This window comes from Spirillospora sp. CA-128828 (assembly GCF_050945415.1).
Classification (GTDB): domain Bacteria; phylum Actinomycetota; class Actinomycetes; order Streptosporangiales; family Streptosporangiaceae; genus Spirillospora.
In genome coordinates, this window is the sequence record NZ_CP191986.1 from 936169 (window position 1) to 955090 (window position 18922).

The 18922-nt window shown below is 69.0% G+C and carries 23 protein-coding genes and 1 pseudogene; 12 read left to right on the forward strand and 12 right to left on the reverse strand.

Translation table 11 applies throughout. The features are described from left to right. Positions 1–185 precede the first annotated feature (185 nt). Positions 186–776 carry an SUKH-4 family immunity protein gene (locus tag ACQPXG_RS04885; RefSeq protein WP_433466413.1) on the forward strand — a complete coding sequence of 197 codons (591 nt, stop codon included), beginning with the start codon at positions 186–188 and terminating at the stop codon, positions 774–776. A 32-nt stretch (positions 777–808) separates the two neighbouring features. Here ACQPXG_RS04885 and ACQPXG_RS04890 read toward each other — a convergent pair whose 3' ends face one another. Beyond that, positions 809–1513 carry a hypothetical protein gene (locus ACQPXG_RS04890; protein WP_433470191.1) on the reverse strand — a complete coding sequence of 235 codons (705 nt, stop codon included), beginning with the start codon at positions 1511–1513 and terminating at the stop codon, positions 809–811. Positions 1514–1571: 58 nt separating this feature from the next. Further along, positions 1572–1874, reverse strand: a pseudogene (locus tag ACQPXG_RS04895) (hypothetical protein); the annotation flags it as partial. Positions 1875–1984: 110 nt separating this feature from the next. Here ACQPXG_RS04895 and ACQPXG_RS04900 point away from each other — a divergent pair. Next, complete coding sequence (locus ACQPXG_RS04900; protein ID WP_433466414.1) at positions 1985–3133, forward strand: lactonase family protein; 1149 nt, start codon at positions 1985–1987, stop codon at positions 3131–3133. A 216-nt stretch (positions 3134–3349) separates the two neighbouring features. Here the strand turns inward: ACQPXG_RS04900 and ACQPXG_RS04905 are convergent, their stop codons facing one another. The 3 genes from ACQPXG_RS04905 to ACQPXG_RS04915 all read right to left on the reverse strand — a co-directional run bounded on the left by ACQPXG_RS04905 (position 3350) and on the right by ACQPXG_RS04915 (position 5667). Beyond that, on the reverse strand, positions 3350–3721 hold the full coding sequence (locus ACQPXG_RS04905) for an MMPL family transporter (RefSeq protein WP_433466415.1): 372 nt from the start codon (positions 3719–3721) through the stop codon (positions 3350–3352). 86 nt (positions 3722–3807) lie between these two features. Beyond that, a complete protein-coding gene (locus ACQPXG_RS04910; protein WP_433466416.1) occupies positions 3808–5238 on the reverse strand; it encodes a DEAD/DEAH box helicase in 1431 nt (476 codons plus the stop codon). A 225-nt stretch (positions 5239–5463) separates the two neighbouring features. Continuing rightward, positions 5464–5667 carry a cold-shock protein gene (locus ACQPXG_RS04915; RefSeq protein WP_433466417.1) on the reverse strand — a complete coding sequence of 68 codons (204 nt, stop codon included), beginning with the start codon at positions 5665–5667 and terminating at the stop codon, positions 5464–5466. Between the two features lie 266 nt (positions 5668–5933). Between ACQPXG_RS04915 and ACQPXG_RS04920 the strand changes: the two genes are divergently transcribed. After that, the gene (locus ACQPXG_RS04920; protein ID WP_433466418.1) at positions 5934–6161 is read left to right on the forward strand and encodes a hypothetical protein; all 228 of its coding nucleotides are present in this window, start codon (positions 5934–5936) and stop codon (positions 6159–6161) included. A 138-nt stretch (positions 6162–6299) separates the two neighbouring features. On the opposite strand, the gene ACQPXG_RS04925 is transcribed toward ACQPXG_RS04920, so the two are convergent. Next, positions 6300–6908, reverse strand: a complete 609-nt coding sequence (locus ACQPXG_RS04925; RefSeq protein WP_433466419.1) for a GAF domain-containing protein — start codon at positions 6906–6908, stop codon at positions 6300–6302. Beyond that, positions 6905–7099: a hypothetical protein gene (locus tag ACQPXG_RS04930; RefSeq protein ID WP_433466420.1), complete on the reverse strand. Its 195-nt coding sequence runs from the start codon at positions 7097–7099 to the stop codon at positions 6905–6907. Before ACQPXG_RS04930 ends, ACQPXG_RS04925 begins: the two co-directional genes overlap by 4 nt. A 186-nt stretch (positions 7100–7285) precedes the next feature. Here ACQPXG_RS04930 and ACQPXG_RS04935 point away from each other — a divergent pair, with 186 nt between their 5' ends. The 5 genes from ACQPXG_RS04935 to ACQPXG_RS04955 all read left to right on the forward strand — a co-directional run bounded on the left by ACQPXG_RS04935 (position 7286) and on the right by ACQPXG_RS04955 (position 12273). Next, the gene (locus tag ACQPXG_RS04935; RefSeq protein ID WP_433466421.1) at positions 7286–7765 is read left to right on the forward strand and encodes a DUF5994 family protein; all 480 of its coding nucleotides are present in this window, start codon (positions 7286–7288) and stop codon (positions 7763–7765) included. Positions 7766–8222: 457 nt separating this feature from the next. Then, the gene (locus ACQPXG_RS04940) at positions 8223–8390 is read left to right on the forward strand and encodes a hypothetical protein (RefSeq protein WP_433466422.1); all 168 of its coding nucleotides are present in this window, start codon (positions 8223–8225) and stop codon (positions 8388–8390) included. A 10-nt stretch (positions 8391–8400) separates the two neighbouring features. Beyond that, entirely contained in the window at positions 8401–10110 is a 1710-nt protein-coding gene (locus ACQPXG_RS04945; protein WP_433466423.1) for a SpoIIE family protein phosphatase, read from the forward strand. 471 nt (positions 10111–10581) lie between these two features. Beyond that, positions 10582–11139 carry a DUF5994 family protein gene (locus ACQPXG_RS04950; protein WP_433466424.1) on the forward strand — a complete coding sequence of 186 codons (558 nt, stop codon included), beginning with the start codon at positions 10582–10584 and terminating at the stop codon, positions 11137–11139. Between the two features lie 738 nt (positions 11140–11877). Next, positions 11878–12273 (forward strand): STAS domain-containing protein, encoded by a 396-nt coding sequence (locus tag ACQPXG_RS04955; RefSeq protein ID WP_433466425.1) that lies wholly within the window; start codon positions 11878–11880, stop codon positions 12271–12273. 112 nt (positions 12274–12385) lie between these two features. Here the strand turns inward: ACQPXG_RS04955 and ACQPXG_RS04960 are convergent, their stop codons facing one another. Together ACQPXG_RS04960 and ACQPXG_RS04965 are read right to left on the reverse strand one after the other, a co-directional pair. Next, positions 12386–12922, reverse strand: coding sequence for a LysR substrate-binding domain-containing protein (locus tag ACQPXG_RS04960; protein WP_433466426.1), 537 nt, complete (start codon positions 12920–12922; stop codon positions 12386–12388). Further along, complete coding sequence (locus ACQPXG_RS04965) at positions 12909–13256, reverse strand: LysR family transcriptional regulator (RefSeq protein ID WP_433466427.1); 348 nt, start codon at positions 13254–13256, stop codon at positions 12909–12911. Before ACQPXG_RS04965 ends, ACQPXG_RS04960 begins: the two co-directional genes overlap by 14 nt. A 453-nt stretch (positions 13257–13709) precedes the next feature. Between ACQPXG_RS04965 and ACQPXG_RS04970 the strand changes: the two genes are divergently transcribed. Next, entirely contained in the window at positions 13710–14600 is an 891-nt protein-coding gene (locus tag ACQPXG_RS04970; RefSeq protein WP_433466428.1) for an NUDIX domain-containing protein, read from the forward strand. Positions 14601–14699: 99 nt separating this feature from the next. Here ACQPXG_RS04970 and ACQPXG_RS04975 read toward each other — a convergent pair whose 3' ends face one another. Beyond that, a complete protein-coding gene (locus ACQPXG_RS04975) occupies positions 14700–16157 on the reverse strand; it encodes a serine/threonine protein kinase (RefSeq protein WP_433469896.1) in 1458 nt (485 codons plus the stop codon). Between the two features lie 540 nt (positions 16158–16697). On the opposite strand from ACQPXG_RS04975, the gene ACQPXG_RS04980 reads away from it, so the two are divergent. Both ACQPXG_RS04980 and ACQPXG_RS04985 read left to right on the forward strand, forming a co-directional pair. Further along, positions 16698–16877 (forward strand): hypothetical protein, encoded by a 180-nt coding sequence (locus tag ACQPXG_RS04980; protein ID WP_433466429.1) that lies wholly within the window; start codon positions 16698–16700, stop codon positions 16875–16877. 226 nt (positions 16878–17103) lie between these two features. Next, positions 17104–17241 (forward strand): hypothetical protein, encoded by a 138-nt coding sequence (locus ACQPXG_RS04985; RefSeq protein ID WP_433466430.1) that lies wholly within the window; start codon positions 17104–17106, stop codon positions 17239–17241. 266 nt (positions 17242–17507) lie between these two features. Here the strand turns inward: ACQPXG_RS04985 and ACQPXG_RS04990 are convergent, their stop codons facing one another. Beyond that, complete coding sequence (locus tag ACQPXG_RS04990; protein ID WP_433466431.1) at positions 17508–18191, reverse strand: LysR family substrate-binding domain-containing protein; 684 nt, start codon at positions 18189–18191, stop codon at positions 17508–17510. 55 nt (positions 18192–18246) lie between these two features. On the opposite strand from ACQPXG_RS04990, the gene ACQPXG_RS04995 reads away from it, so the two are divergent. Continuing rightward, positions 18247–18630, forward strand: a complete 384-nt coding sequence (locus ACQPXG_RS04995; RefSeq protein WP_433466432.1) for a DUF5997 family protein — start codon at positions 18247–18249, stop codon at positions 18628–18630. Position 18631: 1 nt separating this feature from the next. Here the strand turns inward: ACQPXG_RS04995 and ACQPXG_RS05000 are convergent, their stop codons facing one another. After that, positions 18632–18922 carry a hypothetical protein gene (locus ACQPXG_RS05000; RefSeq protein ID WP_433466433.1) on the reverse strand — a complete coding sequence of 97 codons (291 nt, stop codon included), beginning with the start codon at positions 18920–18922 and terminating at the stop codon, positions 18632–18634.

The window sequence follows — 18922 nt, forward strand, 5'->3', positions numbered from 1 at the left end:
CGAAGCTGCCGGCAACTCCAATCCGGTCCGCTTGGCCGGCGACCGCCACAATTGGGCTCCGATCCACACCCTGCTGAACCGCGGCCATCAAAGCTTCGGGAAGAGATGGTGCTCCTGCGGGGGCCGAGCGCTAGTCAGGTGATTCCGTGGTTTCAACCGCCGCCCCCCAGCAACAGGAACAGAGCATGAGCCGCACCCCTGCACTTACCCGTGAAATGCTCGACACCGTGTTCGCTCCGGACGAACTGATCACGGTCCCGGAGAGTAACCTCACAGCGGTCTCGGACCCTGACGCCAGGGAGGTCCTGCGAACGCTGGGCCTCCCGTCCTGCGACAATCCGTGGTTCGACATCGACGGCCGAATGGGGGAGCACTTCGAGCGCGTCGGGGAGTGGGACGACAAGCTGGAGGACCGTTACTCCGTTGTTCCGCCGGGAGCGGACATGTGGATCAGCCTGGGCATGATCCCGTACGACGGGCTCGCGGTTGATCCGGTCACTGGAAAGGTCTACTGCCTGCCCGACGACTACGAGATCTACCTGTTCAACAGCTCGCTGCGATCATTCGTCAATTTCCTGTACATCCTTCAGGTCGAGCGCCCGCACTTCGACATCCACTGGGAAAGCGAGATCGAGGTGCCGTTCGACCCCGAAGCCGCCCAAACCCGTACCCGGGAGGCGATGATGTCGGTGGACCCCGCTGCCCTGGGCAACCCGAAGTCGCGATGGCACGGTGTCCTGACGTACATCGTGGACCCCGAACACCACTTCCAATGACACTGTGAACTGACCAGAGGGGGCCCGGGCCACTAGGAAGTCATTGGGGATTGAAAGGTTGCGCCTGCATTGTTGTAGGCACGCAGGAGCCCCCCGGCCTTCGCCGTGGCCACCCGGTCACTGTCGAAGGAGGTCTCGGCCGGTTTGACGCGCTCGAGCCGGTCGAACAGGACGGTGAAGCCGCGCGGGTTCTCGGCGGTCCAGCGCTGCCGCCCGGAGGCCAGGTGGCGCGCAAGTTCTCGCAGCCCCCCGGTGAGGGAAGCGGGCGGGATCGGCTTGCCGTGCGGGCGAGGCCACAGCCGCGGCAGCGTGACGATCGCGCTCACCAGCACCTCGTCCTCAGCTGCAGCATCCGCAGCCGGGGCCGAACGTCCGGCACGCGCCGCCCTCGCCGGCGGCCGGACCGGCCGATCCAGCGCCCTGCGCTGCGCAAACGACAGGAACGGCATGACCGCCAGGCTGAGCGCGGCCAGCACCAGCCCCGGCATCGAATGCCCGGTCTCACCGCCGCCCAGCAGCGTGCGGGCCGCGTCCACGCTCACATAGGCCGCGAGCGCGAAGAACGAGACCGCGATGATCCGCAGCGCTCGTTGCTCCCGCCGCTCGACGGTCTCGGGGCTGCGTGCGGAGAACTGCCAGGCGACCGCTGCGGCCGAGGCGGCCTCGATCACCGAGTCCAGCCCGAACGCCACCAGCGCCCCGGAGGAGGCCACCGCCCCGGCCGAGATCGCGACCACCGCCTCGCACCCAGGACCTGTGCCAGGCGCTCGCCGACGACGGTGTCATCCGCAACCGCCGCGCCACCTCGGCCGGGATGACACCCGCCGCGAACAGATCAGCGGCAGCGAACCGGATCTCCTCACGCCTGGCACATGCCCGCTCCGAACAGTCGCCACCCTCAGGCTGGCAACTCGTACACCCGTTGCACTGCGAAAACACATCGGTGTAATTAACTGGGGCGATACCTATCCATTGCCGACATTTTAAAGGGCTCTGGCGGGCTGGTGATTCCGTCCGGAAACCGCGCCTCCGTCCGGCGTAGTGGTGGCGACCTTGGTCATTGAAGGTCCATGTATTTGCATTTTTAACTCGTATCATGACATTTCGCCCGTCGGGTCTCCATTGACCGGACGGGGGGATGTTTAGGTCAAGGCTGCTGCGGTACCGCGATCCTGATCGCACCAGATTTCACGGAGCAAAGGAGTGTTATGCGGCGAAAAAGGATAATTGCGCTCGTCCTGGCTGCCGCCACGATGCTGGCCGGCACTGGGCGGGCCACCGCAGACGAGGAAAGCCATCACCGAGACACCGGCCGCACGCACGCGGTCTTCGTCCAGACGAACAAGCCCAAGTCCGCCGGCGGCAACACGATCCGGGTGTTCAAGCGGGCCGGCAACGGAAGGCTCAGTGCGGCCGGGGAGTTCAAGACCGGCGGGAACGGCGGTGCCGTTGCCGGTGCGCCGACCGATGCGTTGGCGTCCCAAGGCTCACTCGTCCTCGCCGGCAGGCTGCTGTTCGCCGTGAACGCCGGCAGCAACACCATCACCCTGTTCCGCGTACACGGCACCAAACTCAAGCGGCTCCAGGTGATCCGGTCGGGCGGTCTGCTGCCGGTCGGCGTCGCGGCACACCACGGCTTGGTCTACGTGCTCAACGCCGGCGGCGACGGCGCCGTACAGGGATTCCGCCTCAAACACGACCGGCTGCACCGGATCGCAGGGGCCAACCGGTCGCTGGACCTCGGCAATCCCGCCCGGCCGAGCTTCGTGCTGTCCCCGGCCCAGGTGGGAGTCGACCCGCTCGGCCGGTTCGTGCTGGTCACCACCAAGACCAACAACACCGTACTGGCCTTCCGGGTCGGCCACGGCGGCCAACTGGCGAAGAAGCCGGTCAGCACGACGGACTCCAACGGGCCGTTCGCGTTCACCTTCGACACACGGCGCACGCTGCTCCTCGTCGGGGTCATCACCAACACCCTGACCCGCTACCGACTCGACCGGCGCGGCTCGCTCCGCCAGATCGGCGCACCCGTGCCGAACGGGCAGCAGGCCTCGTGCTGGATCCAGCGCGTGGGGAACTTCTACTACGTCTCCAACACCGGCAGCTCCACGGTCAGCTCCTACCGCGTCAAGAACGGAAGGCTCGTCCTGCTCAACGGGAAGGCCGCGACCATCCCTGGCGGCGGAACGATCGACATGACCGCGAGCGGCCGCTTCCTCTACGTACAGAACGCGACCGCAGGAAACGTGCAGGGCTACGCCGTGAATGACGACGGATCCCTGAGGCTGGTCACCATTGCGACTGGCCTGCCGAAATTCGCCAACGGCATCGGAATGGAGGGAATCGCGGCATCCTGACGCCGCCTCCACCGGTCCCGGCCGCATCGACCGGGACCGGCCAGGCGGTCCACAGCCGTGAAGCAAGTTGGCCGTGCTGGCCGGCTTGGTGCCGTCGCATCATGAGTTTGGATTGTGCTTCTTCGAGTGTTCCTCGGGTGCGCCGGTCGGTTCGTGTCCCTTCGGCGGCCCGGTTCAGGTGCGTCGGTGGAACAGGGTGTTCTTGGCTGGCATTGGTCATGGCGGTGGTGGGGTCGTGCGGCGGCGGGTGGGCCACCAGGTTCGTTCGGCGAGGAGGGTGACCAGGGCTGGGACTTGGAGGGCGCGGACGAGGAGGGTGTCGATCAGGACGCCGAGGGCCACGGCGATGCCGACTTCGGCGACGGTGACGTCGGGGATCTGCAGGGCGGCGAAGGTGCCTGCCAGGACGAGTCCGTCGGTCGTGATGACGCGGCCGGTGGCGGTGAGCCCGCAGCGGACGGCCTGGGCGGTGGGGGTGTGGCGGGCTTCTTCGCGGATGCGTTCCCGCTCGCGGGCGGCGGCTAGCGTTGGCGATGATTTCGCGGGAGGCGAGGAGGGCGAAGGCCGGTTCGTCGTGGACGGTGCCATCGGGTGCCGAGACGATCGCGGTGTCGAAGGTGTGCGACCAGGACGCGGTTACATTTGCAGGAGATTCAGCTGCATTTTGGCCTGGGTCATGTGTTGAGGGGGGACGTCCGGCGTCGTGGTCTGCGTTCGGGGGTGGTGGCGTGGGCATGCCCGCGTTGAGAGTCGGGGGTGGCGGGTCGCCGTCGCCGGGGCGGGGCGTTGTTCGGGAGGGCGGCGTGGGCCGGTGGACGGGCGCCGGTGATGCGGGTCAGGTCGGGGTCGCCGGGACGGACACGGGTGGTGCTGGGGGTGATGCCGGCCTTTGCCATGAGGTCGTTCATCTCGCGGCGCTGGTCGGGGAGGACGAGGGTGACGACGGTTCCCGTCCGTCCGGCGCGGGCGGTGCGGCCGCCGCGGTGGAGGTAGTCCTTGTGGTCGGCGGGCGGGTCGACGTTGACGACGAGGTCGAGGTCGTCGATGTGTATGCCGCGGGCGGCGACGTTGGTGGCGACGAGCACTGTGACGTCTTTGCTATGGAAGCCGTCCAGTGCGCGGTTGCGTTGCGATTGGGTCTTGCCGCCGTGCAGCGCGGCGGCGCTGATGCCGCGGGCGGTGAGCTTGCGGACAAGGCGGTCCGCAGCGTGCTTCTTGCCGACGAACATGATCACGCGGCTGTCGCGGCCCGCGATGTGCACGGTCGTCTCGTGCTTGTCGGTGTCGGTGACGTGCAGCAGATGGTGTTCCATGGCGGTGACCGAGCCGGCCGGCGGGTCGACCGAATGTGTGACCGGGTCGTTGAGGAATCGGCGGACGAGCTGGTCGATGTTGCGGTCGAGCGTGGCGGAGAACAGCATCCGCTGTCCGCCGCGCGGGGTCTGTTCCAGGAGCCGGGTGACCTGGGGGAGGAATCCCATGTCGGTCATCTGGTCGGCCTCGTCCAGCACCGTGACGCCCACGTCGGTGAGCCGGCATTCGTCGCGTTCGATCAGGTCGATGAGGCGTCCGGGCGTGGCGATCAGGACGTCCGTGCCGCGTTTGAGGGCGTTCGCCTGGCGGGCGATCGGCAGGCCGCCGACGAGGGTGGTCAGCCGGAGGCCGACCGCTTCGGCGTATGGTGCGAGCGCGTCGGTGACCTGCTGGGCGAGTTCCCTGGTGGGGACCAGGACGAGGGCGAGGGGCCGGCGAGGCTCGGCGCGGCGGCCGGCCGTGCGGGTGAGCAGTGCCAGCCCGAAGGCGAGGGTCTTGCCCGAGCCGGTGCGGCCGCGGCCGAGGACGTCACGTCCGGCGAGGGCGTTCGGCAGGGCCGCGGCCTGGATGGGGAACGGGGTCGTCATGCCGCGGCGGGTCAGTGCCGTCAGCAGCGGTGCCGGCATTCGCAGGTCGGAGAACGACTCGATGGCGGGCAGCGGTGGGGCGGACGTCCCCGGCCGCGTGAACTCCGCGGTGGGGCGGTGGCCCTGTGCGGGACGACGATGGTCGGAGCCGGGACGGGACTTGGAGGGACGCCTTCGGCCGGTCTGGTGGGGATCGCGGGGCATGGTGAAGCCTTCCTCGAGACGGCGCGTGTCGAGGAAGTGCTCCGCCGCGCCGGGTCGCTGACCCGAGGGCGTGGAGGGATTCTCAAGAACGAACCGGTGACGACCGGCGGGTGCGGTCGTATTGGAAACGAATCGGTGGTCGTGGGGTCTGCGGGCCGGAGCGGTGGAGGCTCGGGCAGCACACGCGGCGGGCGGCTTCAGGCGCCCGCCGCGTCACGCAAACGATCAGGCGGAGACGATGTTCTCCGCCTGCGGGCCCTTCTGGCCCTGGGTGATGTCGAACGACACCTTCTGCCCCTCCTGGAGCTCGCGGAAGCCCTGGGCCGCGATGTTGGAGTAGTGGGCGAAGACGTCGGCGCCGCCGCCGTCCTGCTCGATGAAGCCGAAGCCCTTTTCCGCGTTGAACCACTTGACGGTGCCGGTGGCCATGATCGTCTCCTACTCGGTCGGTCCCGGCCGCACACCCTGTGCGGCCGGGGATGCCGCGATGGCCCATCCGGAAGATCCAGAACAACAAAAATGCGCCTGAGGTCAGATCCACCAGGCGCACGCACATGTCTTAGGGAACCGCAACTCCTCGCAGAATACCACACGGAACCGGATTCGGGCGGTGGCCGGTCGAGCACAGCTGTGATTTTGATATCGGGTGCCGGTGAGGCTTTCTGCAACGGCCGGTTCCAGCGCATACTGCGGTAATGAAATCCTCTGGACCTGCGGGGCGGCGGCATCTGCCCACCAGCCCCTTCAAACCTCCGCGCGCGGCTCCGCCGGCCAAGGAGTTCGCGCTCCACGACCAGGTCACCCACGACAAGCACGGGCTTGGACGGGTGGTGGCGATCGAGCCTGGAACCGCCGTCCTGGTCGATTTCGGGACGGGGGAGGTAAGGATTCTCGCCCCGTACATGCAGCTCTTCAAACTTTGAACCCGTACCGAGCCCGCACGGAATGCCGATGAAAATCTTGGGCCCTCCGACCGGGTCGGGTGTTCATCTCGGAAATAGCTGGGTGTTTCCGGAACGACCTGGGCTGGTTTGCGCCCGGTGAATCCGCGCTCGCGCTTGTCACATTTGCGTGGCCCGCGCCGGGTGCAGCGCGATGATCTGTGCGGCCGCGGGGTCCGGAGGGACGGTCGCACGACGGTCCTCGGCGAGCTGGACCAGGCGGGCGGAGGTGTCGGCGAACAGCAGCAACTGGCGGGCGGTGGATGAACTGAACGCCTCCGCGCCCGGCCGTCCGAGGACGGCGAGCACACCGCGCGCGGCCTCCCCGGTGTCCAGCGGCAGGATCAGAATCGGGCCGGCCGGCAGGGCGCTGAGCGTCTGGTCGGCGACGATCCGCGCGGACAGGGCGCGGCGGGAGTTGAACGCCCGGCCGAGCATCGACCGGCCGCGGCGCACCGTCAGCCCGTGTATCCGGTCGCTGCCGGCGCCAACCGCGACATCGATCCGCAAGGTGTGGGCTTCTTCGCCGGGCAGGGCGATGAACGCGAGCGGAACACCCGCCATGGCGCGGGCCCGCTCGGCCACGAGCGTCAGCAGCCTGGGCAGGGCGACCCCGTCCAGAACTGCCGCCATGAGGCCGAACGACGCGGCCAGCCGCCGTTCGTCGGCGGCACCTCGGGACATGTTGGGCGGCCCCCAGACGGTCGCCCGCAGATCGTCGCCTGTCATGTCGTCATCCCGCTCTCCTCAGCCGCCCGGCCGGCGACCTGCAGCGCGACATGCGGGCGCTCCCGCAAGGACGGGGTGGAGGAGACGTCGAGTTCGCCGCTGACGATGTGGTCGGCGAGCCGTTCAAGGGTCAGGCCGGCCGCCCCGGCAGGGCGGCAGACCGTCTGGACGGGGCGGTATTGCGGCGTCATAGCGCCGGACTGTCTGGCCCCGAAAGGGCCTGCGATTCGAGAAACCAGGGGACGCGGGCTTGGCCGCCCGCATCGAGAAATCCCTCGTCGCCGTGAGTTTACGCTCTTGGTGCGCCATCGCGGTGCTATCCACAAGCCGTCGAGGCGCCGGTGGGCTTGCCAGTCACTGGCAAGCCTACGAACCCAATGGCCCGCGAAACCACGCAGCTCGACCCAGCGCCCGCCACACCCTCGTCGGCCGAGAGCGCGACGGCGCCGGCGCCACGCCTGCGGCTGGCCCCCGGCCGCGCGGGACGCGGAGTCATGGACGGCGGCTGGTGGCCCCGATCCCGGGACACCACCGCCGAACTCACCGAACTGGTGGCGGCCTCGACCGAGCCGGGGGACACGGTCACCCGCGTGAACATCGACTTCGACGACTGGGACGCCATCCCGCTCCGCATCACCGTCCTGGGACGCGAGGTCAGGGTGGGCTGGCTGGCCCACCGCTATCACATGGTCGCGGTCACCAATGGTCGCGCGGACCCGATCCTGCTTCTCGTCATCCCACCGGAAGCGACACCGTCTTCGGCGGAGGCCGCTCTGGCCAGGTCCGCGGTCGAGACCGGTGCCGCGAGGCCGCAGGAGATCCTCGCCTCCTGCGACATCTCCACCCGCCGCGGCTGAGCCGCCCGCGACGCCGACGACCTCGCCGGTGACCGGAGGTGATTCGCGTCGAAGCCCTGCTCACCGAATGTCCGACAGGGCAACCGGGCATAAGGCGAACAAGCCGGCCGGCAAACCGCACATGATCACGTGAGGCCGGTCGTGTGGCCTGTCCCGGCCAGGCCACTTCTTGAGGAGAGTCCAGTGACCGCGCCCACACAGCACAACGCCGAAAACGACCCGGGATCGGCGCTGCGCACCGCCCGATGGCTGTTGCCGGGCGGGCGCGCGGCGACCGGCCAGGTCCGCCGGAAGGTCCACGGCGCCTTGCGACGGTGGGGTCTGGGGCCGGCCGCCGGTGATCTCACCGACCATCTGACGGCACTCGTCCACGAATTCCTCACCCGCACCGCCACCCGTACGCGCGGTCCGATCGATCTGCGGCTGGAGCTCCGAGCGTCCGCCCGCCTCCTGCTGAGTGAGATCCACTTCCGGCCCGGCCGAGCGCGGGCATCAGGTGTGCGAGGACACGGGCGGCTCCGGCGTCGTCGCCCTCACCTACGGACAGCGCCGCAGCCGCAATGGCAACCGGTACATCCACTCCTTCACGTGGTGGCGGCCGGACTCGGTCCCCGCCGACCGGTGATCCCTCACCCATGACCGGGCACGTCGACGATCGGCCAGGCGCCACTCATGGTCGCTTGGTGGAGGCGATGAACTCCGGAGTTCTCGCCACTGACGAGTCCGGTCGGATCACCGCGTGGAACCCCCGGGCGCAGCGGCTTCTCGGCTACACCCGCGACGAGGTTCTGGGAAGGCGGATGCACCTGCTTCTGCACCGGGACGCCGCTGGGCATGTCCCGCCAGAGCGGGACTGCCGCCTCCTGCGTGCGCTCCGCACCGGTGTTCCCGCCCACGGGGACGGTGAGAGATTCGCCCATCGCGACGGGCGGCTGGTGCTGTGCTCCTGGTCGGCCGCGCCGATCTACACCGGCGACCAGGCCGGGACCGGATCCGCGACGGGGGCGGTGGCCGGGCTGGTCATCGTCTTCCAGGACGCCGCCGACCGGGTCGCGGTCGAGCGCGAGCGGCGCGACCGGTTGGCCCAGGTGCGGCGGGCCAACTCCCGGCTGGCGCTGGTGGCCGAGATCACGACGGTGCTGTCGTCCACGCTGAACGAAGAGGACCTGCTGCGGCGGCTGGTCCGGCTCGTGGTGCCCGCGCTCGGGGACTGGGCCGAGGTCGACCTGCTGATCCCCGACGGCCGCGTCGAGCGGGTCACCGCGACGCACCGTGAAATGTCCGCCGCCGACATCGCCGGGCTGGAGGGGCCGCTTCCGCCTGTCCCGCGAACGCCGCGCGGACCGCTGGCCCAAGTGCTGCGCGGCGGCGCCGCGATCGTCGTCGGCGGCGGCGCCGATGTGCACTCCGACGAACCGCTGGGTGCGGCGCAGTACGAGCTGTTCCAGGTCATGAAGGCCCAGAGCGCGATCATTGCCCCGCTAGCCGCCCGTGGTGAGACCTACGGCGCGCTGACGCTGGGCTACTCCCGTCCTGGACACGGCTACGGGCCGGACGACAAGCTCGTCGTCGAGGACGTCGCGCGCCGGACCGGGCTGGTTCTGGCCAACGCCCGCCTGTACGCCGAGCAACGCAACACGGCCGAGGCGATGCAACGCAACCTGCTCACGCCTCTCCCGCAGCCTGGCGCTCTGCGGCTGGAGGCCAGGTACGTCCCCGCAGCCCAGGCCAGCTGGGTCGGCGGCGACTGGTACGACGCCTTCTTGTTGCCCGACGGCGCCACCGGACTGGTCATCGGGGACATCGTTGGCCACGACCTGCACGCGGCGGCCCGCATGGCCGAGGTCCGCAACATGCTCAGAGCCCTGGCCTGGGACACGGCCGAACCCCCCAGCGGCGTGCTGGCGCGCCTGGACCGCGTCATGGCCGCCGTCAGCGACGCCGAACTCGCCACCGCCGTGTTCGGCCGCGTCGAGGGGAGCCCGGCCGGACCATGGCGCCTGCGCTGGTGCAACGCCGGCCATCCCCCTCCCCTGCTGATCACCGGCGACGGTGGCACGCATTTCCTGGACGAGCACGGACCGCTCCTCGGCGAGCCCGACCTCACCGGGACACGCCCCGACGGCATCCGCCTCCTCCCGCCGCTGTCCACCCTCGTGCTCTACACCGACGGCCTCGTCGAAACCCGTGGCACCGACCTCGCCGACCGTCTCACCAGCCTGCGCCGCCACGGCTCCCACCTGGCCCAGCTCCCCCTGACCGACCTGTGCGACAAGCTCCTGGAGCGCGTGGAGCCCGGCGGCGAGGACGACGTGGCGCTTCTCGCCCTTCGCACCCCCGGCTGACCAGCGCCGGCGCGCCCCGTCCTCGGGGCCCGAGGGGCCTCCTATCCTCGACGGGAATTGGTGCTGACTGAGAGTGTCCATCCGGAAACCGAAATCCTCGCCGGGAGCGGAGACCTCGCCCATTCACCGGACGCGGAATGTGGGTGCCTGGCCCCGGCCGAAGTGAAGTAAAGGTACAGGGAAGGCAATCAAAATTTACTTCAGATACCGGTAATATCGGACGTTCGAGGGTAAGGCAAAGATATCTGGCAAACAATGACATCCCCCTTCTGGGGGTGATCCGCCTTGCCGGCTCACCTCGAACAAGGCTCCTTGTGCCATAACCCCGTCACCTCGCCCCGCATCTGCGGGGACACCACTGACCCATCGGGTCGGTCCGTCCTGATCAACAACTCCCCCTGGGGCCGCCATCCGCGGCTTCCGGGGAAGGGGCACAGATTCATGCGAATCGCCGCTGAACGAAGAACGACCATGAGGCTCTCTCCATACTCGACTCCCCGGCTGACCCTGCGGCCGTCCGCGCCTGCCGACCGCACCGGCCCGGGCCGCACGCCGCTGGACGGCGGCTGGTGGCCCCGCTCGGCCGATCCGGTCGCCGAACTGCCCGGGCTCGTTCTGGCCTTGCAGGCCCACGGCCCGCCAGACGGGCACCGGCCCATCGCCCACATCATGCTGCGGACGGCCGACTGGGAGACCCACCCCCGCCGGCTCCGCGTCGAGGGCCCGAACGACACAAGGGAGGTTCGGCTCAGCTGGTTCCACAACCCCGCCGCCGGGCTGCTCACCGCGATCTACGCCGACGGCCACCGCATCGACCTGCTCACCGTCCCGGCCCCTACCGGCCGCGCGGCGGCCCGGGCGGCCCTGGAACTGGCGGCCCACCCCGCCAACCATCTGTCCGCCCCCGACCTGCTCGCGGCGCTCGCCGTACCTGCAGACCCGCACGACCCGGCCTGGACCGAATCGGCTGCCCAAAGCGCCTGGGAGTCCGAAGGCGGACGACTGTGCGGACATCCGGCGGCACGCTGAACCGCACGGCACCCGGCCGACGCACCTGTGGCGGATTCGTGGACGGGCGGACGGCTGCCGATACAGGGCCGTCCGGCCCGGGGAGGAGCGGGCGGCCCTGGACCAGCAGGCGCGGCCCCGAGCAGTGACCGGCCGCCACTCCAGCCAAGCCCGGCGACCCGCCTGCGGACACAGGCGATTTGCGCACACCCCATCACTTGCCCTGATAACCGTTGCCTCGATGGAACTCGGCTGGAGACGGAACGGTTTTTTGCGCTCCGGCGCCGATATACCTGACGTCGCGGCGCCTCGCCTAGCAAATATTTCCCGCTTTTCTTTCATATTGAAAATTGTTCAGGTAGGATCCGAGTATCCGGCGAACATCCCCGACGAAAATCCACTCGCCGCACAGATCGAAACTTCAAGGAAGGCGCCGGCCATGCGAAACACCGGCGAACAAGGCACGACGATCAGCCTGCCATCACCCTCCACTCCGCGACTGCTGCTGCGCCCCGCGTCCCCACCCGGCTCGGCTCGGACCGCGTTGGACGGTGCCTGGTGGCCCGGCCCCCTTCCATCCGGGCTGCTCACGGCGATCCACGCCGGCCGTCGGAGCCTCGGCCTCTTCACCGTCCCGGTCTCCGTGGCGACCGGCAGGGAGAGCCCTCGCGAGACGCCGAGCCCGGCCGACCGGCCGGTCGGCCCATCATCAGACCGTCCGGGTACAGCGCTTCCGCCTACCTGTGATCGGAGATCACCGTGACCACGTTCACCACCGCCGCGGCCAGCGCCGCGGAACTCGTCCGAGTTCCCGACGAAGTGAGAATGCCCGCTCACCGGCGTCCCGGCCACACCATCGTCGCGTTGACGGGCACCTTGGACGGAGCCGCCGCTCCGGCGCTGCGCGAGCATCTGATCGCCGTGTTGCGGCACAGCGGCCGTCTGCTGATCTTCGACCTGAGGGAGGTGGCGTCCGCCGACGCGGCGGGGCTGGCCGTGCTGATCGGTATCCAACGCCGCGCCGCCGGACTCGGCATCATCCTCCGAGTCGCCGCCCCATGCCCGCAGGTTGCCACGCTGCTCCGCGTCACCGGGCTGGACCGCGCCCTCATCGTCCACCCGACCGCGGACGTCCATGCTGAAATCGCCGCATGATCCCAATGGCCGCGCCTACCTCGCGCGGCCGCCCGGGATACCGCCGATACGTGCTGAACCGATCACCGGCACCGATCACCGAGCGCGGCCGGCCCAATCGGGGTCCTGGTGGTCAGCCGGTCGCCTGGTCCGCAGCGACGAGCCAACCGAGCCGTTCGGACATGCTCCGGGCGCAGGCGACCACAGCGCGCACATGATCGGAGTCGTCTGCCGCACTCCCACAGGATCGACCAGGGATAGCAAGAGACGGGTTCGGTGAGCGGCCGCCAGATCGTGCTCGGGAGCGCGGAGATGCAGGAGGAGGCACGCAATACAGGCAGCGGCCTCGGGTCACCAGAGCGGACGCGGCGTGGACGCTGTCGACGGTGCCCTCGTACACCGTAGGGGTGAAGCCGGCGGCGCGGCACATCTCGACGGTGAACTGGTTGAACTCCGGAGCCTTCATCTCCCCGGCCGGCAGCAGCGGTTCTCGGGCCAGGGCCTCGAGCGGCACCGCGCCCTGTTCGGCGAACCGGTGTCCGTGAGGGACCAGGACTTTGAGACGGTCCAGGCGGAACAGGTGTGAGGCGACCCGCTCATGCCAGTGCGGCACGGCCGATGCCCACGTCGAGACGGCCGTCGAGGAGTTGCTGGTACTACTCTGGGACACCGGCCTCCACTTGGTGGATCACCAGGTCCGGGTAGAGCGCCTGAGCCTCATGCAGGATCTGCGGCATGGAGTCATAGCTGGCATCGATGATGCCCACCCGCAGCGCCGGCGAGGTGCCCTGGGCGGTCCTGGCCACCTGGGCGGCACGCTCCACGTGAGCGAGGATCTGCCGAGCCTCGACCAGGAACGCCGCCCCCGCCGGGGTCAGGGCGACATAGTGAGTGGTGCGCTCAAGCAGACGCACGCCCAACTCCCGCTCCAGCCGGGCCGCCGCGCGGCCGAAGTTGAGCTCCTCGGAAACGGCGACGAAATAGCGGAGCTGGCGCAGTTCCAAAAGGCGAGCAAACATGCTCGGCCACCGGCCGTGTGTGACAGCCATGGGAGTTTCGTGTCGGTGGTCGGAGTGAGGCCGAAAGCCCACACCTAATTCCCCTATGCGCTGCACTGTCATTCACTGCGGCCGCGTAGCGATGGTCCACCTGGCTGTGCGGTCGGTGCATCTCCCGGAGGGTTTGCAACCAGATCGTGCGCTCGTAGGCACCGTCGATCAAGTTGCGGGATCGCTCATCACCCTGGAGGGTTCGCAACGCCTTCCCGCCGGGGATTGCCCGGCCGTCGCTCATCACCCTTGGAGGGATCGCCATCTCAGCCACCAGCCGCATCCCGGCGATCGCCAGGTCACTCATTGCGCCCTGGATGGCGGCGTCGCGTAGCCAGGCGGCCGGTGGTTCGTCCAAATGTTCGAGAAACGCGGGTCCGGCGCCGCTGCGGGCTCTAAGGTCACATCGTGGTGAACCCCGAAAATGCGGAACCCTGCACCGGGTTCTGGGCCGACACCGCCCGCATCCGGACCGGCTACCTGGCCGACGTGCCGACACATCTGCTGGTGATGAAGCTCGCCGAGGAAGTCGGCGAGGTCGCCGAAGCCTACATCGGGATGAACGGCGGCAATCCCCGCAAGGGCATCCACAAAACCACGACGGACGTGCTGGACGAACTGGCCGACGTGATCCTCACCGCCGCCGTCCCCATGCTCGACCTGGCCGGGGGCCCCGACCACGCCAACCGGCACCTGGCCCGACGGCTCGGCATCGTCTCCGCCCGTGACACCGCCGCAGCACACACCAACACCAACGGCTGGTACGGATCCTTCATAGCACCACACGTTCTACTGCAACGCGACGACGGCAAGGTGCTGATGCTGCGGCGCCACAACACCGGCTACCGCGACGGCTGGCTCTGCCCGCCCGCCGGACGGATCGAGCCGGGCGAAGACGTCTTGGCCGCGGCGATCCGCGAAGCACGAGAGGAAGCCGGCGTGACGCTGGACCGCGACGATGCCGAGTTCTGCCACATCATGCACCGCACCGCCGTATCGTTGCCCGGCCCCTGCCACGCGGTCAGCGACTACTGGTTCGCCTTCCACCACTGGGTGGGCGAACCACGCGCAGCCGAGCCCGACAAGGCTTCGGAGGCGCTGTGGATCGAGCCGACGGCACCACCGGCCGACCTGATCCCCCACTGCGCGCAAGCCCTCGTGGCGATCGGCCGCGGGGAGACTTTTCGGCGTCCACGGCTGGACACCGAACTCCTGAACGGCCCACCGTCCCCTGCGGCACTCGCGGGGCATCGCGCCGTACTCGCCGCGGATGTAAGAGGCGTATTCGTGTTCGCGTGAGACTCGGCGTCGCGCGATCAGGTCCTGGGCGTCCTGTCTTCTTCATCGCCGCACTACCTGCCGTTCGCCGGGGCTGCACTTCAACGTGGAGCGCCCCCTTTACCGGCGCCAGCCCTGGCCGGTGTAGTTCCCGCAGGGGTTGGCCACCAGGGCGACGTAGTTGGCGGGAGGCCCGTCCGTGTCCAGGCACAAGCCGCTGGTGAGGTTGGTGATCTGGCCGGTGCTGGGGTTGTAGCGCCACTGCTGGCCGCTGTAGTTCCCGCACGGGTTCAGCACGGCGTTGACTCCTTTGGCGGGGGCTCCGTCCGTGTCCAGGCACAGGCCGCTGGGCGGGTTGACGAGGTGATAGGTGCCTTGGTCGTAGCTCCATCGCTGGCCGCTGTAGTTCCCGCAGTCACGGACTTGCACGTGGATACCGGGGCCCTGCGGGCCGTCGGTGTCGATGCACAGTCCGCTGGCGCTGTTGGTGATCGGACCCCGGTCCGGAGGGAGTGGTTGCGTGCTGGGCTGCGGGTCGGGTGCAGGTGTGGTGGCCGGCTGAGGGCTCGTGGGTGATTCCGAGGGTGTGGCGCTGGTGGCGGGCGAGGTCGCCGTCGTGGCCAGGCCCCTGTGTCCTGCTCCGGCATGTCCGTTGGATGCGGACAGGGCCACCGCCGCGGCGCCGGCCGCGACGAGCACGACCGCACCCAGAGCCGCGTACGGGGCGAGTCGCCGGGAAACGTGAGAGTCGAACCGCGTTGTCAGCCGGCGGGTGCGAAAGTGCCCGTCCTGGGGTGGAGCGGACGGCGAGCCAGTCAACTCGGAGACCACCTGGGGAACGGCTGGGCGGGCGCCGGGATCCTTGGCCAGGGCACGGGCGACGAGTTGGCGAAGGTGCGGCTCAAGGCCGTCCAGATCAGGCTCGGCATTCTGGACACGGTCGTTGATCTCGGCGCCGCCGGCCCCGGCGAAGGCAGGACGGCCCGTGCCGGCGTAGGCGACGACAGCGCCCCAGCAGAACACGTCGGCGGCCGGGAGCGGCCGGTCACCGGCCAGCAGCTCAGGCGCGATGTAGCCGGGAGTGCCGATCACCGTCCCTGAGCGGGTCAGCTGCCCGGTGGCGTCCAGAGCGCGGGCGATACCGAAATCGATGACTCGCGGGCCGACCGGTGACAGCAGCACGTTGGAGGGTTTGAGGTCCCGATGGATCAACCTGGCCTGATGGATGGCGGTCAGGGCCGTCGCGATGCCGACCGCGAGCGCGTCGAGATCGGCTCCGCGCAGCGGACCGTTGGCGGACACAGCCTCCTGCACGGTCGGGCCGTCGATGAAGTCGGTGGCCACCCACAGCGGCTCCTGATCAAGACCGGCGTCCAGCACCGGCGCCGTGCAGAACCGCCGCACCCGCCGCGCAGCCTCCACCTCCTGCCGGAACCGCTCACGGAACTCAGGCTCGCGGGCCAGTTCGGCGTTGATGACCTTCACCGCGACGCGCCGTCCGTCGCCGTCTTCGGCAAGCCATACCGTCCCCATCCCGCCGCGGCCCAGCTTGCGGACAACGCGATACCGCCCGATCATCTCGACCACACCAAAAGCATGACAGATAAACACTCGTGTCTGACAGGCTCGGCCCTTGCGACAACCGAACGCCCACCGGGTCACCACACGATTCCCGACGGGCCGTGCGTGGAGCGGATGGGCAGAGTGGGCCACAGTCACTCGCGGTGGGATGTGGGAGCGGACAGCGGCCGTGCCGTCAACGATCTAGGCCGTGCCGGGTCCGGACGCTGTGCCCGGCCTGGAGACAAGATCTTCACCCGTGTCGCGCTCTTGATCGCGACCTGCTCTGCACGACCACCTCGGTGGGGAGTGCGAGCCCGTCGGCGGCCGGACGCTGGTGTCAGTCGGGGGATTCGAGCGGGGTTGTGCACGGTCGGGTCGTCGAGAGACTTTCCGGTGGTGGGCAGAGCGTCGTCGAGAACACAGCGGCCGCGCGAGACGCTGGTGACATGACACACCCGGCCCGACTTGCTTAACTATGGACGATCTTGTCGTTACTGTCGTACCCCAGGGTCGGCAAAGCGGTCACCGGAGGTAGCGATGAGGTCCGGACGGTGGATGCTCGTCGCCTGGCTGATCGTAGGAGCGCTCGCCGGGGGACAGCGCCACTACTACGCCCAATTTGACGGTAGCTGCACCAGCATCGCCACGATCGGAATCACCTTGGCCTCCGGTCCGCTCAACTACATCGGTCTCAACCCCACCGCCAACTGCAAGGTTCCCCAGCCGAGCAAATGACATGTCGGGCTCTACGACCTCGTGAGGCCTTCTGAGGTCGGTTGGGTTGCGGGGCGACCAACCGACTCTTCGTTTCGGTGGCGGGTCATCGGTTGACCGTTACCCTCACCGGCGCCCGCAGGTAAGTGCTGGCGGTCATCGAGCATTACACCCGCCGCATCCGCGTTCTGGGCGCCACCGCTCACCCGACCGCCCATGGGTGACCCAGGCGGTCCGGAACCTGGTCATGGACTTGGAGGACGCCGGCTGCCGGGCACGGTTCCTGATCTGTGACCGGGGCGGCAAGTTCCCCGAACTGTTCGACGTCGTCCTGACCGATGCCGGCATCCCGACGGTGCTGACCGGGGTGCGATGCCGAGGATGAACGCGGTGATGGAGACCGTCAGCGCTCGCCGTATCGGCCACCGCCCCGCCGCCTCTTCCCGCTCCCTCCGCCGGCCTCTTCTAGCCGTTCGGAATCACCTGTCTCGCCGCCCGGTGCCACCTCGCCGGCTCGGACGGGAAGGCGCGGTTCGACGGAGTAGTCCGCGACGTGACCCGAGCGAGTCGCTTGCCGCAGCGTCAACTGGCGGAGGGCCAACACCATATTGGGGTGGTATGGCTGGGTGTTGTCGGTGAGCGCGGCACTCGTCACCTTCGGCGGCGCTTCTGGCGGCGGTGCTTGGGGGCGGGGCGTTGTTGCGGTGGCTTTTTACGGGTGGGCTGTTGCCGGGGATTGCGGCCGCGGGAGCTATTGGGGGTGCGGCCGCGGACGATGCCGATCAGTTCCTCCATGAGGTCGGTCGTCACGGCCTCGAGCCAGGCCAGGCCGATCTGGGACTGAGGAGCGTCGGTCACGGTTCGGTAGGTGAGGTCTTTGCGGTGGTGGAGGCGGGCCAGAGACTGCGGGAGCAGCAGGACGCCGGCTCCCGACGCCACCAACTCGATCGCGCCGGCGGTGCTCTCAGGACGGGTGAAGGCGGGCTGCCCGGGGCGGTCGTCCCAGGTCAAGACCTCGTCGAGTGGCTCGAACACGTCCTCGTCGGCGAGATCGGCGAGCTCCACCTCCTCCGCTGCGGCCACCGCATGATCCTTTGGCACCACGACCACGGTCGTCTCCAGGTACAGCGGGATCACATGGAGGGCCTCTCGGTCGACGGGCAGGCGTACGAACGCCGCGTCCACGCCACCGTTCCGCAGCAGGGGGACGATCTCGGTCGCCGGCATCTGCAGCAGGCGAAGCGGCACGTCCTGGACCCGTTCGGCCCACACCCCGGCCCACTTCCCGGGCGTCACCCCCGGCACGTAGGCCAGCCGGAACTCACCATCGGTCACTCCGCCACCCTAGTCACGTCCAGACAGTTCCCTCTCGCTGGCTACCCTTGAGGTCATGGCCACGTCCAAAGCGAAGACCCCGCAGACCATGAAGTCCGCGACCGCGGCCAAGAAGCTGGGGATCCTGCTGTCGGCAGCACCCGCCGAGTTCCAGGAAGGTCCTGTCTCCCGGGACGAATTGAACGCGCTCCAAGCCGACCCGCCCTCATGGCTGGCGAACCTGCGCCGTGAGGGCCCCCACCCCCGCCAAGTCGCCGCCGCCAAGCTCCGCGTCTCCGTCTCAGGTCTGGCCCGCGCCGGCATCACGGGCCCCCTCACCACGGCCGAGATCGAGAACCTGAAGGCCGAAAGGCCCGACTGGCTGGAACGCGAGCAAGCCGTCCACGCCGATGTCCGCAGGGAGGAACTGCGCCTCAAGCAGCAGCGCGCCAAGGCCTGACTCACGTGATGCCCTCGGCCGCGCACACCGCCGCCCCGCTGCTCGCGATATAGGCCGCGTGGGTCAAGGCGCCCTGCATTCTCAGCAAGCGCAGCGCCCGAGGCGCGTACACCTCGTACAGGCGGTCGCGCTCGGGCGGATGGCCGTGCCGGCGCCGCAGCCGTTGCGCGACCACCTCATCGACTACACCGTCGTCCTGGTCCCACCGATCTGGCCATGCCCCTCCACCGCCGACTCCACTGACGGCCACTACCTCGTCCACGGCGCGCTGGCGACGGGCGACGGCACTCAT